Below are 13,785 nucleotides of genomic sequence, written 5' to 3'. Positions count from 1 at the left end.
GAGGGAAAGACATGGAAAGATTAAAAGAGATATGGTCTCAACCACTCACACAATGGGTTGCAAAGACGGTTTATTACCTTGCAATTTTATTTGCATTACTTTGGTTGTATGGATTCCATGATACAAACACAAGTACATTTATTTACAATGAATTCTAGGGTGGGAACGTTATGAAGTTATTAGAACAAATTGAAAAGTGGGCTATTGAAACGCCTGATCAAACTGCTTTTGTTTGGCGAGATGCGAAAATTACGTACAAACAATTAAAGGAAGATTCTGATGCGTTAGCACATTGGATTTCTTCTGAGTATCCAGATGATCGTTCACCAATTATGGTGTATGGCCATATGCAACCTGAAATGATTATTAACTTTTTAGGTTGTGTAAAAGCTGGACATGCTTATATTCCTGTAGATTTATCTATCCCAGCTGATCGTGTACAACGTATCGCTGAAAATTCTGGTGCGAAATTACTTTTATCAGGAACAGAAGTAACTGTAACTGATTTACCAGTTCGCATTGTAAGTGAAGACAACTTAAAAGATATTTTCTTTACTCATAAAGGGAACACTCCAAATCCTGAACATGCGGTAAAAGGTGATGAGAACTTCTACATTATTTACACATCAGGAAGCACAGGTAATCCGAAAGGGGTTCAGATTACTTATAACTGCCTTGTAAGCTTTACAAAATGGGCTGTAGAAGATTTCAACTTACAAACAGGGCAAGTATTCTTAAACCAAGCACCTTTCTCATTCGATTTATCTGTCATGGATATTTACCCATCATTAGTAACCGGTGGTACACTTTGGGCAATCGATAAAGATATGATTGCACGTCCAAAAGACTTGTTTGCTTCTTTAGAGCAATCGGATATACAAGTATGGACTTCAACACCCTCTTTCGCAGAGATGTGTTTAATGGAAGCATCTTTCTCTGAGAGTATGCTACCGAATATGAAAACATTCTTATTCTGCGGTGAAGTGTTACCAAATGAAGTAGCTAGAAAATTAATTGAGCGTTTCCCAAAAGCAACAATTATGAATACGTACGGTCCAACAGAAGCTACTGTCGCTGTAACAGGTATTCACGTTACAGAAGAAGTGCTTGATCAATACAAATCACTTCCAGTTGGCTACTGTAAATCAGACTGTCGCCTTCTTATTATGAAAGAAGATGGTACGCTTGCACCTGATGGTGAAAAAGGTGAAATCGTAATTGTCGGTCCAAGCGTAAGCGTTGGATATTTAGGAAGCCCTGAATTAACAGAAAAAGCATTTACTATGATTGACGGTGAGCGCGCCTATAAAACAGGCGATGCTGGCTATGTTGAAAATGGTCTTCTATTCTATAATGGTCGTCTTGATTTCCAAATTAAGCTGCATGGTTATCGAATGGAATTAGAAGAAATTGAGCATCACCTTCGTGCGTGTTCTTACGTAGAAGGTGCAGTTATCGTTCCAATTAAAAAAGGTGAAAAATACGATTATTTATTAGCGGTTGTTGTTCCTGGAGAACATTCATTTGAAAAAGAATTCAAATTAACATCTGCAATCAAAAAAGAACTCAATGAGCGATTACCAAACTACATGATTCCACGTAAATTCATGTATCAATCTTCTATTCCTATGACACCAAATGGAAAGGTAGATCGCAAAAAATTATTGAGTGAGGTTACAGCATGACCGCATATGGATCATTTTATTTTTTCGCTATAGTGGGCATTTTATTAATACCTACTATCATAGCTGGATTAAAAGGTAAAATGTTGCGTAAATATAATGCCGTTTTAACATTAGTCATGATTGCTATTATCTTCTCGGATAAACCGAAGCAAGCGATTATGTTAGCCGCATTTATTATTTGGCAATATGCCCTAATTAAAGGCTATTTAATTTTAAGAAAACAAAATAATAGTACATTCATGTTTTGTATAGCTGTTATTTTATCGATTTTGCCACTTATTTTGGCAAAAATCGCACCATTTGTACCTGAATTACATTTTATTGTTTTCGCAGGTATGTCTTACGTAACATTTAGAGCTGTACAGATGGTCTTTGAAGTTCGTGATAATTTAATTAAAGAACTTTCCTTCTTTAATTTCTGGGAGTTTGTTTTATTCTTCCCTGCGATTTCAAGTGGGCCTATCGATCGTTACCGTAGATTCCAAAAAGATATTCAAAAGCCACCTAGTGCTGAGGAATATCAAAAGTTACTATATACAGGGCTTAACCGTATTTTCCAAGGTTTTCTGTATAAGTTTATAATCGCGCACTTGATAACAACATATCTTGTAAAGGCAGTATTCGCCAATCAAGATACACTTTTATCTAATGCGATTTTTATGTATGCTACTAGCATGCAATTATTCTTTGACTTTGCAGGTTATAGTGCATTCGTAATTGGTATCAGTTACATGATGGGAATTAAAACTCCAGAAAACTTTAATAAGCCATTCCTTAGTCGTAATATTAAAGACTTCTGGAACCGCTGGCACATGAGTTTATCATTCTGGTTCCGTGATTTCATCTACATGCGTTTCGTCTTTTTTGCAACGAAGAAAAAGTTAATTAAGAACCGTTACACAATTTCGTATATCGGTGCATTTTTAAACTTCTTCATTATGGGGATTTGGCACATCCAAGGAAGCGCTGTTGCACAGTATGTTATTTATGGTCTCTATCATGCCGCACTGTTTATTTTATTCGATATTTTCGAGCGAAAAAACAAGAAGCATAAGTTTTGGCCAAACAATAAATTTACACACGTCCTTGCGATTGTAATTACGTTCCACGTTGTATGTTTCGGTTTCCTCATTTTCTCTGGACACCTTAACAGATACTTTTAATGCACCCTTCTTATACTAGTAAGAAGTTGCACATATAATATATTTCGGATATAAAGGAGATTTTAAAAATGGCAGAATTCAAAGAGCAAGTATTAGATATTTTAGAAGAAGTATGTGAAAACGATATTGTGAAAGAAAACTTAGATGTTCAATTATTTGAAGAAGGTATTCTTGATTCTTTCGCTGTAGTATCTTTATTAGTTGAATTCCAAGAGCGTTTAGATATTGAAGTTTCTATTTCTGATTTTGACCGTGACGAGTGGGCTACACCAAACATGGTTATTAAGAAGTTGGAAGAAATCCGATGAACAAAGCAAAATTTGGTCCGATGCTTTTAGCATTGGCCCTTTTTGCTGTATTCTTACTTATTCCAACGCGCTTCCTACTTCCACTTTTAAGTGATGAAAAAGTAGAACAAGCTGCCACTTCTTTAAAAGAAGAAAAGATTCAAAGTATGATATTACAGCAAAAGATGTTAGCAGACCCGAAATACCTTCCGATGTACGGTTCATCGGAATTCGCACGTATGGATGCTTTCCATCCATCAAATTATTTCAAAGTAAAGCCTGAAGGGTTCACACCATTCCTACTTGGACGCGGAGGAACACAAGACCTTGTACATGTGTTAAACTTTGCATCTACAATGGATCAATTGAAGGATAAGAAAATGGTATTCGTTCTTTCTCCTCAATGGTTTGTACCACAAGGTATTGATGAAACACACTTTGCACCTAACTTTTCAAAACAACAAGGCTATCACTTGCTTTTCAATGATGACTTAAAGCCTGAAATGAAAAAGCAAATTGCAAAACGTTTATTAAACTTTGAGATTGTCAAAAAAGAAACTTTATTAAAAATTTCGCTTGAAGGCATCGTTTATGATGATACAAAGCATAAAGTAAAAGCACTTGCTGCTAAACCTTTCGCTTATATTTATCGTAACATTTTAGATCGTAAAGATTTATTTACAGCAATGTTTGATATTAAACCGCATAAAGAAAAACTTGACCCTTCATTAAAACAAATGAATTGGGACGAGGCTCGTAAACATGCAGATCAAACGGGTGCAGTAGAATCAGGTTCTAACGAATATGGTATCGAAGATGATTACTTCAACAGCAAAATCAAGAAGAAATTAAAGCAACGTGAAGGCTACTTAAAAAATGATGCTTATGATCAATCGCCAGAATATGAAGATTTACAAATTGTGCTTGATTTATTAAAACAATCTGGTGCAAAACCACTCTTCATTTCTGTTCCTGTAAAAGGTCCTTGGTACGATTACGCTGGCTTCCCGAAAGAACGTCGCGAGTTGTACTACAAGAAAGTTCATGAGCAAATTGAGAAAGCTGGCTATCCAATTGCCGACTTCTCAAATCATGAATATGATAAATACTTCTTAAAAGATCATATGCACTTAGGTTGGAAAGGCTGGGTTTATATCGATGAAGCCATCCAACAATTTTATAAAGCAAACTAATGAAAAGACCGCTTGAATTATTCAAGTGGTCTTTTTCTATATATATGTTGTAATTGTTCGATTACGTTCTCTGCTTCTTTCATAACTCGCTCCACTACATGCTGAGCTGATTCTATTCGTGCTAACGATGACGCTTGCCCTGCCCAAAGCGACATGTATTCTCCTTTATTTTGTTTTGCTGCTTCTTGGCGTATTTTAGAGGTTAATACATTTTGCACTGGATACATTGGAAGCCCTTCTTCTTTCCCTTCATGTCTCTCTATAAATTCATTACGAATACCTCGCGCATATTTCCCGGAAAACGCACGGGTCACAGTTGTACTCGTATCTGTACTACGTAAAACTGCTTCTTTATACACATCATGCGTAATACTTTCTTCACTCGTTAAAAAGGCTGATCCCATTTGAACAGCTTCTGCCCCCAGTGTAAATGCCGCAACAAGCCCTTGTCCGTTCATTACACCACCTGCTGCAACAATTGGGATATGCGGGACTGCTGCTACTAACTGTGGAATTAATGCAAACGTCCCAATCATAGCGTCCTGTTCTTTCCCAATAAACGTTCCTCTATGCCCTCCTGCCTCGCTACCTTGACCAACAATAATGTCTACTCCTAATTCAGCAAGTACCCTCGCCTCTCTCACATGAGTAGCTGTTCCGATGACTTTTATTCCTCTTCTTTTTAAGTCATCTATTTCTTCTTTTTCTAACGTTTGAAATGCAAAGCTAACGGCTGGTACGTTTTCTTCTATTAACACTTGTAATTGTTCTTTATAGCTTTTGGGAAGCTTTATCGTCTCTTCTTCCCCTATACCGAATTCTCTATTCACTCCGCTAAGTAATACCTTTGCCAAGTTTACTTTCTCTTCTTCTATCTGTACCTCTTTCGTTAACAGTAAATTAACACCGAAAGGCTTATCAGTTCGTTCCCTTATTTTATAAATCGCTTCACGAATTTGCTCAGGGCTCATATAGCCTGCTCCAAGCGTTCCTAGTCCTCCGCTATTACTTACAGCTGCAACAAGCTCAGGCGTCGTAATAGCACCTGCCATACCTGCTTGAATAATGGGATACTTAATTTGTAATAGATCTATTACGCGACTTGTAAACATCATTTCTCCTCCTATTCCCCTTATATCTTCTTTATTTGACAAACTTTACCCTTCTTTTACAAGGGTTGAACTTCATAGGAAGCGAATATATTGAAAGTGAAGGAGGCTGAAAGCGATGATATATCCAAATGCGTTACAACAAGGTGATACAGTAATGATTATTGCACCATCCGGTCCACCAACAATTGAAAATGTATTAAAAGGTGTAAACCTATTACAAGAAATGGGTTTATCTGTAGTAATCGGGAAAAGTGTTTATGAGAAATATGGATATTTAGCTGGAAGTGATCAAGTTCGTCTCGATGATATACATGAAGCATTTTCAAATCATGAAGTAAAGGCCATTTTCTGTGCACGAGGTGGTTACGGGAGTGCTCGTCTCCTCCCTCACATTCAATATGAAATCATTAGGCAAAACCCAAAAATCTTTTGGGGATATAGCGATATTACAGCTTTACATACTGCCTTTTCACGTTATGCAAAGCTCGTTACTTTTCACGGTCCAATGGTGGAAGAATTAGGAAAAGGTGTAGATTCTCTCTCTTTATCTTCTTTCAATCAACTATTTCATCCGTATTCTACCATCTTATCTGCTTCAGAATGTATCGTACCTACCTCTTCCTGTACAGTTACAGGCACATTAGCGGGAGGAAATTTAGCTGTGTTAACGAGTATAGTTGGTTCATCCTATGAGATAAATACGGCGAATAAACTTTTGTTGCTTGAAGACATTGGGGAAGAACCGTATCGTGTTGATCGTATGTTAAATCAGCTACTTTTATCTGGAAAGTTTAATGAATGTAGCGGTGTTATTTTTACAAGTTGTCACGACTGCACGCCTTCTAAACCATCTCAATCATTACAAACAATATTATATGAATATTTCGCACCATATCATATACCTGTTCTATTCGGCTTACCGATTGGGCATATAAGTCCAAACATCGGGATTCCTCTTGGAACTACAGCAACCATAAGTACAAATAATAAAACACTCTCTATTTCTTCTGGCGTAGCCACTCCATATTCAAATTAAAAAGGAAAAGCGATTCCGCTTTTCCTTTTACTTATAGTAATTAAAAATTCGTCCAGATGCGATATCTGCAATTTCTTCTGGAATAAATGTCTTACTTCTATCAGTACCAACATTTAATACGGCTGTAGCATCTTTCTCAATGCTACCAAATAACTCTTTCCCACGTATCGTAATAAGGGGTGTTCCTTCTGGCAACACGTCTTTTACAAATTCCATTTGTGTAAAGAACGGAACGATCCATCTATCCTCTCCTTGGAAGTGACGCAAACGAAGTATTCCTTCTGTTGCTCCGTTCTCTGCTTCTAGTGAACCAGCAACATAAAACTCAGTAGATAAGAGCAATTCATAAAATTCCTTTTGCTTCTGTTTATCGTCCCCTGCTATAACAAGTACTTCTTCTATTCTCTTTACCGGAATTTGCTCCATATGATGCCACCCCTATTTCAAAATGATTGTACTTAGATTATACGAAATATTCTTATTTTTTTCTACATAAATCGCAATTATTTTCTTAAAATAATTTTAACACTTCTTTTGTCGTCACAATCGCAGCAAACTCTTCATATAAATTTACAAGTGTCATATTGTGAATGTCTTCTGCACTATAATCTTTACCATCTAGACCTTTACGGTTAAAAGTAGCCGTCGCATCACTCACTAAATACGTTGTAAATCCTAAATTTCCTGCCATTCGTGTCGTAGTCTCCACACAATGATTTGTCGTTAATCCTACAACCACTACCGTATGACATTTCTTCTCTCTTAATTGCTCTTCTAAATTTGTCCCAATGAACGCGCTGTTAACAGATTTCTGAATAATCACTTCACCTGGTAGTGGCTGCACTTCTTCTTTAAAGTTTACCGTTTCCGCTCCCTCATAAAACATCGACTGTGCATTTTCTTTATTTACATGTTGAATATGAAAAACTGGTCGTTTCCTTTTTCTCCATTGTTCTAATAACATTCTCATGTTTTCTTCAGCAAAAAGATTATTTCTCTCGCCCCAGTATGGTAATTGAAACGCCTTTTGTACATCAATTATGATAAGCGCTATTTGATTAGTCATCATTTTCTCCTTCATTCGGCTGTAATTGAAACAAAAAACCAAGTTGTTGCGACGCAGTGATAAAACAAATATAAGCGCAAAGCTCTACAATTTCTTTTTCTGTCCAATATTGTTTCAATACATGAAACATATTATCATCTATTGCCTTTTTATCATGAACAAATATATGTGCAAAAGTAACTGCGACACTCATTTCTTCTACCTTTTGCATATCATCGGGCCTTCCCTTTGCCATACAGTACGGACATTCATTCCCGTACGCTAATGTTCTTCTTACTTGCTCCTTCAACTCTGCCGACAGAGTTCCTTTACTATACAGTGTATTCTCTACCATACTCCATGAATGTAATAGATCTGGATTATGCCCTAATAACTTTTGAAACTTTGTAACTCCTACATTTGATAATGAAATTCTCTCCATCATTTCCCCTCCTATTTCCTTCCGTTTTATTGTAAAATAAATAAAGTTCACTTTACATTTCATATGAATCTTAATTTACATTTTTCCTTTACAAAAATCATTATTTTACTGGAGGTATATTTACAAATGCAACTAGACCGTGTCGATCGAAAAATTTTAAATGAATTATATAATGATAGTCGCCTTTCCATGCGTGAATTGGCGAAACGAGTAAACTTATCTGCTCCGTCTACTGCAGAACGTGTTCGCAAACTTGAAAGTGAAGGCGTTATTCAAAAATATACAATCGATATCGATTATAAAAAAGCAGGACTTGTTTTAGATTGTATTTTAGAAATCACTTTAAAAAATGGTGATACAACACGTATGCAGCAGTTTATTCAGTCTTATCCATCTGCAAGTTTTTGTTACCGAGTAACAGGCAGCTTATGCTACATTGTAAAAATTTCTGTTCCTTCACTCGTTGAACTTGAAGATTTTATCAATGATGTTTCCTCATATGCAACGACTGTTTCTCATATCGTATTATCAGAAGTATCTCTTACTCCTGATATTGAACACATCTTCCCAGAAGATTAATTTATTTTTATTCATAAAATAAAAAAAACCCCTTACAATAAGAATAAAAATAATATATTATGTATTAAAATACATAAAGTTCGAGAAAGGGGCTTTACATTGAAAATCTGGTTTTATGAAAAAACGGCACAATTAGATGACTTGCTTGGCATTTGGGACAATGTTCCGACTATCCCTCGAATTGGTGAAAAAGTGGAAATTTTAAAAACAGTCCGCACTGTTACAGATATTAAATATGTAAAGAACGGTAATAATTTTCGTGTAGAAATTATTACAAATTAAAAAGTAGCTCCTAAGAGCTACTTTTTAATTATCTATCATGCGCTTTCTTTATAACAATTTTATCTTCTTCTACAGATACTGTTACATAATCATTTTCTTCTAACCGAAGCTTATTTACAGCCTCATCTGGTAGTTCTACGGCCATCAATCTATCTGTTACGATCACTTGACTATACACTTCATTTTCTTGTGATGCACTCACTACTTTTTCCTCATTTATGAAGCGCACTGGTGGCACACCCACTTCTTTTACTGTACGCCATTGTTTCCAAACGTAAGGAATTAACCAAAGTAACCCAACAACTGTAAGACCAATACCGATCCATAAATTACTTTGTGCTTGTAATTCAGGAATTGAAATTGCACCGCTCTCTTCTCCACCTACAAATTGCATACTTGTTGCAATTAAATTATTTAGAGCATGTACAGCGATATTCGTCCATATATTTTTCGTCTTTATGTATAAAAGACACATAACAACACCAAACATAAATGCACCAATAACATCAAAATGTCCTAAACCAAAAATAAGTGAAGATATGATTATAGCTTTTTTAATTCCCCATTTATAAGCCATTCGCTGTAAAAAGAATCCCCTAAAAATAACCTCTTCCATAATAGGTGCTAATACACATGCTGAAATGAAAGTAAATATCGTCATATATATGTTACTTGTATTAATAACGTTTCCGTCTTCTAACATAGTAATTAAGAAATTCGGTAACGTATGTGCTAATATGTAAAATTGAATATGAGATATACCGACAGAAAAAATCATTCCCATTATCGTTGCTAATACAATTAATCCCCACGGTAAACGTCCTGGCTTATCAAAAAAACTGTTAAATACAACATTGTTTTTATTTGTTTTTACGTATAACCAAAATAACGGAAATACAAAAAATAAAGTTATTTGTGAAATAACTTCCATCGTATTCTCAGAAACATTTGCTAGATCTAATGGGATCATCGTAAGGAACAACCCTATAATCATCCATCCAAAAAAACTACGTAGTCTTATACGTGAAAATGCATAGTGCATATAGAACACCCCCAAAGATAGTAAAATAAATGGTGTGATAACTAAATTATAATATGAATATAGTTGAAATTCTTCCTGTTTGTCTCAATCATTTTTGAACAACATATATAGTAATCATTCTTTTCTTTCAATTGAAATCTATGAGAAAGCTATGTAATAAAAATCCCCGTTTTTACAAGCGGGGATTTCTTTTATTATAATACGTCACGTTTTTGGAATAATGCACTTGATGCTACAAGTAATACAACAAAGTATGCAGCTACAAGTAATAATGAAGTTGTAAATGTAAACTCTGTAAATGTTGGTTCCGTTCCACCACTTACTAGTTTATTACTATCGTACACACTTAAATTCAAATGGAAAAACACTACAAATTTCGCTACACCTTTTGCAAACATCATCAGTACCATATTAATTGGTCCTTGTAAGAAGAAGAGGAACATCGTAATAATTAATGGTAATACAGACTTTCTAAATACGTTCGCTAAGAAAAATGCAAGTGTCGCAAAGAAGAACGGTGAAAGTACTTGATATAAAGTAGATTTCATTACGATTCCTACCGTTAATTCTGTTTTACTACCATCCATTACAATTCCGCCAATAATCATTGCAATTAAAGTGCTAGCAAATATGATACCTACTATAGTAAGTAACACTGTAATATATTTAGAGAATAAAACTGTAATTCGTTTTCTTGGACGGATTAATAACTGCTTAATTGTACCTTTTTGGAACTCATCAGTAATCATACGAGAAGCAATCGTAATCCCAAAAATTGTTGCAAACAAAGTAATTAAACCAATCTCTGAACTTGCAAAATCTAAATATGATCCTTTAAATTCACTCCCGTCTCCCCATTTCAGCATCGCTAAAACTCCCAAAATCTCCAATACTGCAATGACACCAATTAAAATGTACATACCTTTTTTCGCATGTAACTTTAAAAATTCATTTTGAATTAATTTAAACATTACGCTTTCACTCCCCCTGTAATCGCTAAGAACTCATCCTCTAACGTTTTATTTTGAACAGTAACTCCGTATACAAGCACATCGTTATTTACAAGTCTTTTTACAAGCTGTGGAATTTCTTCTTTCGTTATAGATACTACAATGATATTTCCTTGCGCCTTACCTTTAATGATTTCATTTGCTTTCTGAATTTCATCTACTTCAAACGCTACACCTACTGCCTCATCATGTTTCGCTTCTTCATGTAAGTTGTACTCTTGTACAAACTCACCTTGTTTAATAATAACGACGCGATCACACATGAGTTCAATTTCACTTAATAAGTGACTTGATACGATTACAGCAATATTCTCTTCTTTCGCTAAACGTTGTAAATAATCACGAATTTGGCGAATACCAGCTGGGTCTAATCCATTTGTCGGTTCATCTAAAATTAAAATTTTCGGCTGATGAAGTAATGCCTGTGCAATTCCTAAACGTTGTTTCATACCAAGTGAATATGTTTTCACCTTTTTATGAATCGCATGCTCTAATTCAACAAGTTTTACAATTTCAGCAATGCGCTCTTTACTAATTGGTGTAATTGCCATGTTCGCAAAATGCTTTAAGTTTTGCATTCCTGTCATATAATCATATAGTTCAGGATTTTCTACAATCGCTCCAATTTGCTCTAGTGCCTTTTCACGCTCCGAGCGAATACTATGACCACAAATTGTAATATCGCCTTCTGTCATTGAAATAAGACCTGTCATCATGCGGATCGTCGTCGTCTTACCGCTACCGTTCGGTCCAAGAAACCCGTACACTTCCCCTTCACGAACTTCAAATGATAAACCACGAATAATTTCCGTTCCACCAATCTTTTTTCGAACATTTTCTAATTTTACTACTACGTTTCCCAATGCTGATTCCTCCTTTAGACTTCTAGTTTTTTATCGATTATGCGACCTGTTATATGAACAAGTAAAACAAATATACCGATTGAAAAAGCAATACTATATAAATTCATAAGTTTTTCTGGATAGAGAAATACATTTGCTTCTGATGATTCATCTATATACACTAACTTTGTAATAAAAGCAGATGTAGGTGCAAGTCCTCCTAGCATTTCATATATAGTACCTAATAATTTTGTTACTAGTAAAAACAAGAAAAATACAATTGGATATTTTAACTTCTTCTTTTTCAAAGAAAACACTTTAACGCTTGCTACTGAAAAAAGTAATACTAGCAATATGCTAGATAAATTAAATACATATAACATAGTACTAAAGAGATGCTTTAGTGGATTGAATACACTTTGAGTAAATAATACTTCATAGAGCTCTGTACCTTTTATTATTTTCATAGAAATACCATATAAAAAAATAGAACCTATTAATTCGAAAATAAGTAAATAAATTACAGCGTATAACAATATTGCTAAAACAATCTTTTTGCCAGATATCGATGTTAACCGAAATAATGTACTTTCAGTCATTTTTCCAAATGCAGACACCGACTGAATAACTATCATTGCTAAAAAGGTTATATATACTAGAATAACGAAACTAACTATAATTGTTTGTCTTACTTCTCCTGATTCTTGCTTAATATAATTCCCCAAACTTACGAAAGCTACAGCGACAACGAATATAAATGATAACAAAGAAATAATTATTTGCTTTTTATTTATATTGTACATATATATTAAGCTCGGCTTCATCTACTAAACACCTCCTTAAACACCTCTGTAACAGCTTTTCCTCTCTGAAAACGTAACTCTTCTACATTTTCATACAATACAATTTCCCCATCTTTTAAAAAGATTACTTCATCAAAAATATTTTCAACTTCATTTATTAAGTGAGTCGAGATTAGTATCGTACAATCTTCTCGATAAAATTGTAGAATGAGATTCAATACGTGTTCTCTAGAAACAAGATCAATTCCGCCTAGTGGTTCATCTAGTACGTATAACTTCGCTTTCCTTGAAAAGGTTAAAATAATTTGTAGCTTTTCAACCATACCTTTTGATAAAGCTGTAATTCTTTCTTCTAACGGTATTTTAAATTCCGCAATCGTATCTACCGCTTTTTGAATGTCGAAGTCTTTATAAAAATCTCGATAGAAAAATAAAGAATCTTTTACCATCATCCAATCATCAAATACTGGTTTATCCGACATAAAGGAAACAATTTCTTTCGTTTCTAATCCGACCTGTTTACCAGCGATTGTAATACTCCCTTCGGAAGGATGCTGCAGACCGGCAATCATTTTCAATAACGTCGTTTTCCCGCTCCCGTTATCTCCAACAAGCCCAACGATTTTCCCTTCTGTAACCTCTATGTTTAATTCACGGATTACTGCTTTTAACCCGTATCTCTTCCATAAGTTTTCTATTTTTAATAGCTCTGTCATTCGCTCTCCTCCCTCTTCTCATGTAATGAAGAACGAAGGATTGTAAGAATTTCTTCTTCTGAAAAACCTAAATTGTCCATTCCATCTATAAAAGAATGAAGTAATTCTTTCGCCATCTCTTTTCGCAGCTCCATAATTTTCTCCCCTTCATTCGTTACATATCGTCCCATTCCTCTACGTGTTACAACAACTCCATCCCGTTCTAGCTCTTGAAATGTACGCTGAATCGTATTCGGATTCACTTGTAATTCACTCGCTAATTCACGTACGGAGGGAATTTTATCACCAGGCAATAAATGTCCTGTTACGATTTCTTTTTTTATGTATTCCATTACCTGAATGTAAATTGGTGTATTTGGAGAAAACTCTATTTTCATTTCTTCCCTCCTTTTGTATCGGTGTACTAGTTAAATAATACACTGATACAAAAAGTTTGTAAATACCCATTTAATTACAAAAAAGTTCTATCCATTAACTGAATAGAACTTTTAAACAAAAGTCGTTATATGAAAATAATAGTGTTATGTAAACAAAATCATAAAGAAAAG

General features: G+C 34.7%; 18 protein-coding genes. 8 read left to right on the top strand and 10 right to left on the bottom strand.

Features of this window, described 5'->3' with window-relative positions; genetic code table 11:
- The first annotated feature begins 11 nt into the window (after positions 1–11).
- The 5 genes from KZZ19_RS06885 to dltD all read left to right on the top strand — a co-directional run bounded on the left by KZZ19_RS06885 (position 12) and on the right by dltD (position 4,328).
- Positions 12–158, top strand: a complete 147-nt coding sequence (locus KZZ19_RS06885) for a teichoic acid D-Ala incorporation-associated protein DltX (protein ID WP_002011626.1) — start codon at positions 12–14, stop codon at positions 156–158.
- A 12-nt stretch (positions 159–170) separates the two neighbouring features.
- Positions 171–1,685, top strand: a complete 1,515-nt coding sequence (gene dltA, locus KZZ19_RS06880) for a D-alanine--poly(phosphoribitol) ligase subunit DltA (RefSeq protein ID WP_000770526.1) — start codon at positions 171–173, stop codon at positions 1,683–1,685.
- Positions 1,682–2,848 carry a D-alanyl-lipoteichoic acid biosynthesis protein DltB gene (gene dltB, locus KZZ19_RS06875; RefSeq protein WP_000127922.1) on the top strand — a complete coding sequence of 389 codons (1,167 nt, stop codon included), beginning with the start codon at positions 1,682–1,684 and terminating at the stop codon, positions 2,846–2,848. The genes dltA and dltB overlap by 4 nt, the downstream gene beginning before the upstream one ends.
- Before the next feature lie 68 nt (positions 2,849–2,916).
- On the top strand, positions 2,917–3,156 hold the full coding sequence (gene dltC, locus KZZ19_RS06870; RefSeq protein ID WP_000807310.1) for a D-alanine--poly(phosphoribitol) ligase subunit DltC: 240 nt from the start codon (positions 2,917–2,919) through the stop codon (positions 3,154–3,156).
- Positions 3,153–4,328, top strand: coding sequence for a D-alanyl-lipoteichoic acid biosynthesis protein DltD (gene dltD / locus KZZ19_RS06865; RefSeq protein ID WP_001030275.1), 1,176 nt, complete (start codon positions 3,153–3,155; stop codon positions 4,326–4,328). The genes dltC and dltD overlap by 4 nt, the downstream gene beginning before the upstream one ends.
- A gap of 17 nt (positions 4,329–4,345) precedes the next feature.
- Here dltD and KZZ19_RS06860 read toward each other — a convergent pair whose 3' ends face one another.
- On the bottom strand, positions 4,346–5,440 hold the full coding sequence (locus KZZ19_RS06860; RefSeq protein ID WP_237979953.1) for an NAD(P)H-dependent flavin oxidoreductase: 1,095 nt from the start codon (positions 5,438–5,440) through the stop codon (positions 4,346–4,348).
- A gap of 115 nt (positions 5,441–5,555) precedes the next feature.
- On the opposite strand from KZZ19_RS06860, the gene KZZ19_RS06855 reads away from it, so the two are divergent.
- On the top strand, positions 5,556–6,476 hold the full coding sequence (locus tag KZZ19_RS06855; RefSeq protein ID WP_237979952.1) for a S66 peptidase family protein: 921 nt from the start codon (positions 5,556–5,558) through the stop codon (positions 6,474–6,476).
- Positions 6,477–6,503: 27 nt separating this feature from the next.
- Here the strand turns inward: KZZ19_RS06855 and KZZ19_RS06850 are convergent, their stop codons facing one another.
- The 3 genes from KZZ19_RS06850 to KZZ19_RS06840 all read right to left on the bottom strand — a co-directional run bounded on the left by KZZ19_RS06850 (position 6,504) and on the right by KZZ19_RS06840 (position 8,026).
- Positions 6,504–6,902, bottom strand: a complete 399-nt coding sequence (locus tag KZZ19_RS06850; RefSeq protein WP_237979951.1) for an SseB family protein — start codon at positions 6,900–6,902, stop codon at positions 6,504–6,506.
- An 85-nt stretch (positions 6,903–6,987) separates the two neighbouring features.
- Entirely contained in the window at positions 6,988–7,542 is a 555-nt protein-coding gene (locus KZZ19_RS06845) for a cysteine hydrolase family protein (RefSeq protein ID WP_237979950.1), read from the bottom strand.
- Complete coding sequence (locus KZZ19_RS06840) at positions 7,535–8,026, bottom strand: carboxymuconolactone decarboxylase family protein (protein WP_237979949.1); 492 nt, start codon at positions 8,024–8,026, stop codon at positions 7,535–7,537. The genes KZZ19_RS06845 and KZZ19_RS06840 overlap by 8 nt, the downstream gene beginning before the upstream one ends.
- A 63-nt stretch (positions 8,027–8,089) precedes the next feature.
- On the opposite strand from KZZ19_RS06840, the gene KZZ19_RS06835 reads away from it, so the two are divergent.
- Positions 8,090–8,542: an Lrp/AsnC family transcriptional regulator gene (locus KZZ19_RS06835; protein WP_001175492.1), complete on the top strand. Its 453-nt coding sequence runs from the start codon at positions 8,090–8,092 to the stop codon at positions 8,540–8,542.
- A gap of 99 nt (positions 8,543–8,641) precedes the next feature.
- On the top strand, positions 8,642–8,824 hold the full coding sequence (locus KZZ19_RS06830) for a DUF3913 family protein (protein WP_000707107.1): 183 nt from the start codon (positions 8,642–8,644) through the stop codon (positions 8,822–8,824).
- 28 nt (positions 8,825–8,852) lie between these two features.
- Here the strand turns inward: KZZ19_RS06830 and KZZ19_RS06825 are convergent, their stop codons facing one another.
- The 6 genes from KZZ19_RS06825 to KZZ19_RS06800 form a co-directional block, all read right to left on the bottom strand.
- Complete coding sequence (locus tag KZZ19_RS06825; RefSeq protein ID WP_237979948.1) at positions 8,853–9,866, bottom strand: CPBP family intramembrane glutamic endopeptidase; 1,014 nt, start codon at positions 9,864–9,866, stop codon at positions 8,853–8,855.
- A gap of 194 nt (positions 9,867–10,060) precedes the next feature.
- Positions 10,061–10,837 carry an ABC transporter permease gene (locus tag KZZ19_RS06820; protein WP_237979947.1) on the bottom strand — a complete coding sequence of 259 codons (777 nt, stop codon included), beginning with the start codon at positions 10,835–10,837 and terminating at the stop codon, positions 10,061–10,063.
- Positions 10,837–11,739 carry an ABC transporter ATP-binding protein gene (locus tag KZZ19_RS06815; RefSeq protein ID WP_237979946.1) on the bottom strand — a complete coding sequence of 301 codons (903 nt, stop codon included), beginning with the start codon at positions 11,737–11,739 and terminating at the stop codon, positions 10,837–10,839. Before KZZ19_RS06815 ends, KZZ19_RS06820 begins: the two co-directional genes overlap by 1 nt.
- Before the next feature lie 14 nt (positions 11,740–11,753).
- On the bottom strand, positions 11,754–12,542 hold the full coding sequence (locus KZZ19_RS06810) for an ABC transporter permease (RefSeq protein WP_237979945.1): 789 nt from the start codon (positions 12,540–12,542) through the stop codon (positions 11,754–11,756).
- Positions 12,539–13,237 (bottom strand): ABC transporter ATP-binding protein, encoded by a 699-nt coding sequence (locus tag KZZ19_RS06805; RefSeq protein ID WP_237979944.1) that lies wholly within the window; start codon positions 13,235–13,237, stop codon positions 12,539–12,541. The genes KZZ19_RS06810 and KZZ19_RS06805 overlap by 4 nt, the downstream gene beginning before the upstream one ends.
- A complete protein-coding gene (locus tag KZZ19_RS06800) occupies positions 13,234–13,614 on the bottom strand; it encodes a GntR family transcriptional regulator (protein WP_000687513.1) in 381 nt (126 codons plus the stop codon). The genes KZZ19_RS06805 and KZZ19_RS06800 overlap by 4 nt, the downstream gene beginning before the upstream one ends.
- Between the last annotated feature and the right edge of the window lie 171 nt (positions 13,615–13,785).

The sequence above is a fragment of the Bacillus thuringiensis genome, assembly GCF_022095615.2.
GTDB classification, from domain to species: domain Bacteria; phylum Bacillota; class Bacilli; order Bacillales; family Bacillaceae_G; genus Bacillus_A; species Bacillus_A cereus_AG.
The sequence above is the reverse complement of the archived record's forward strand: the minus strand, read 5'-3'. Positions and strand labels throughout refer to the sequence as shown.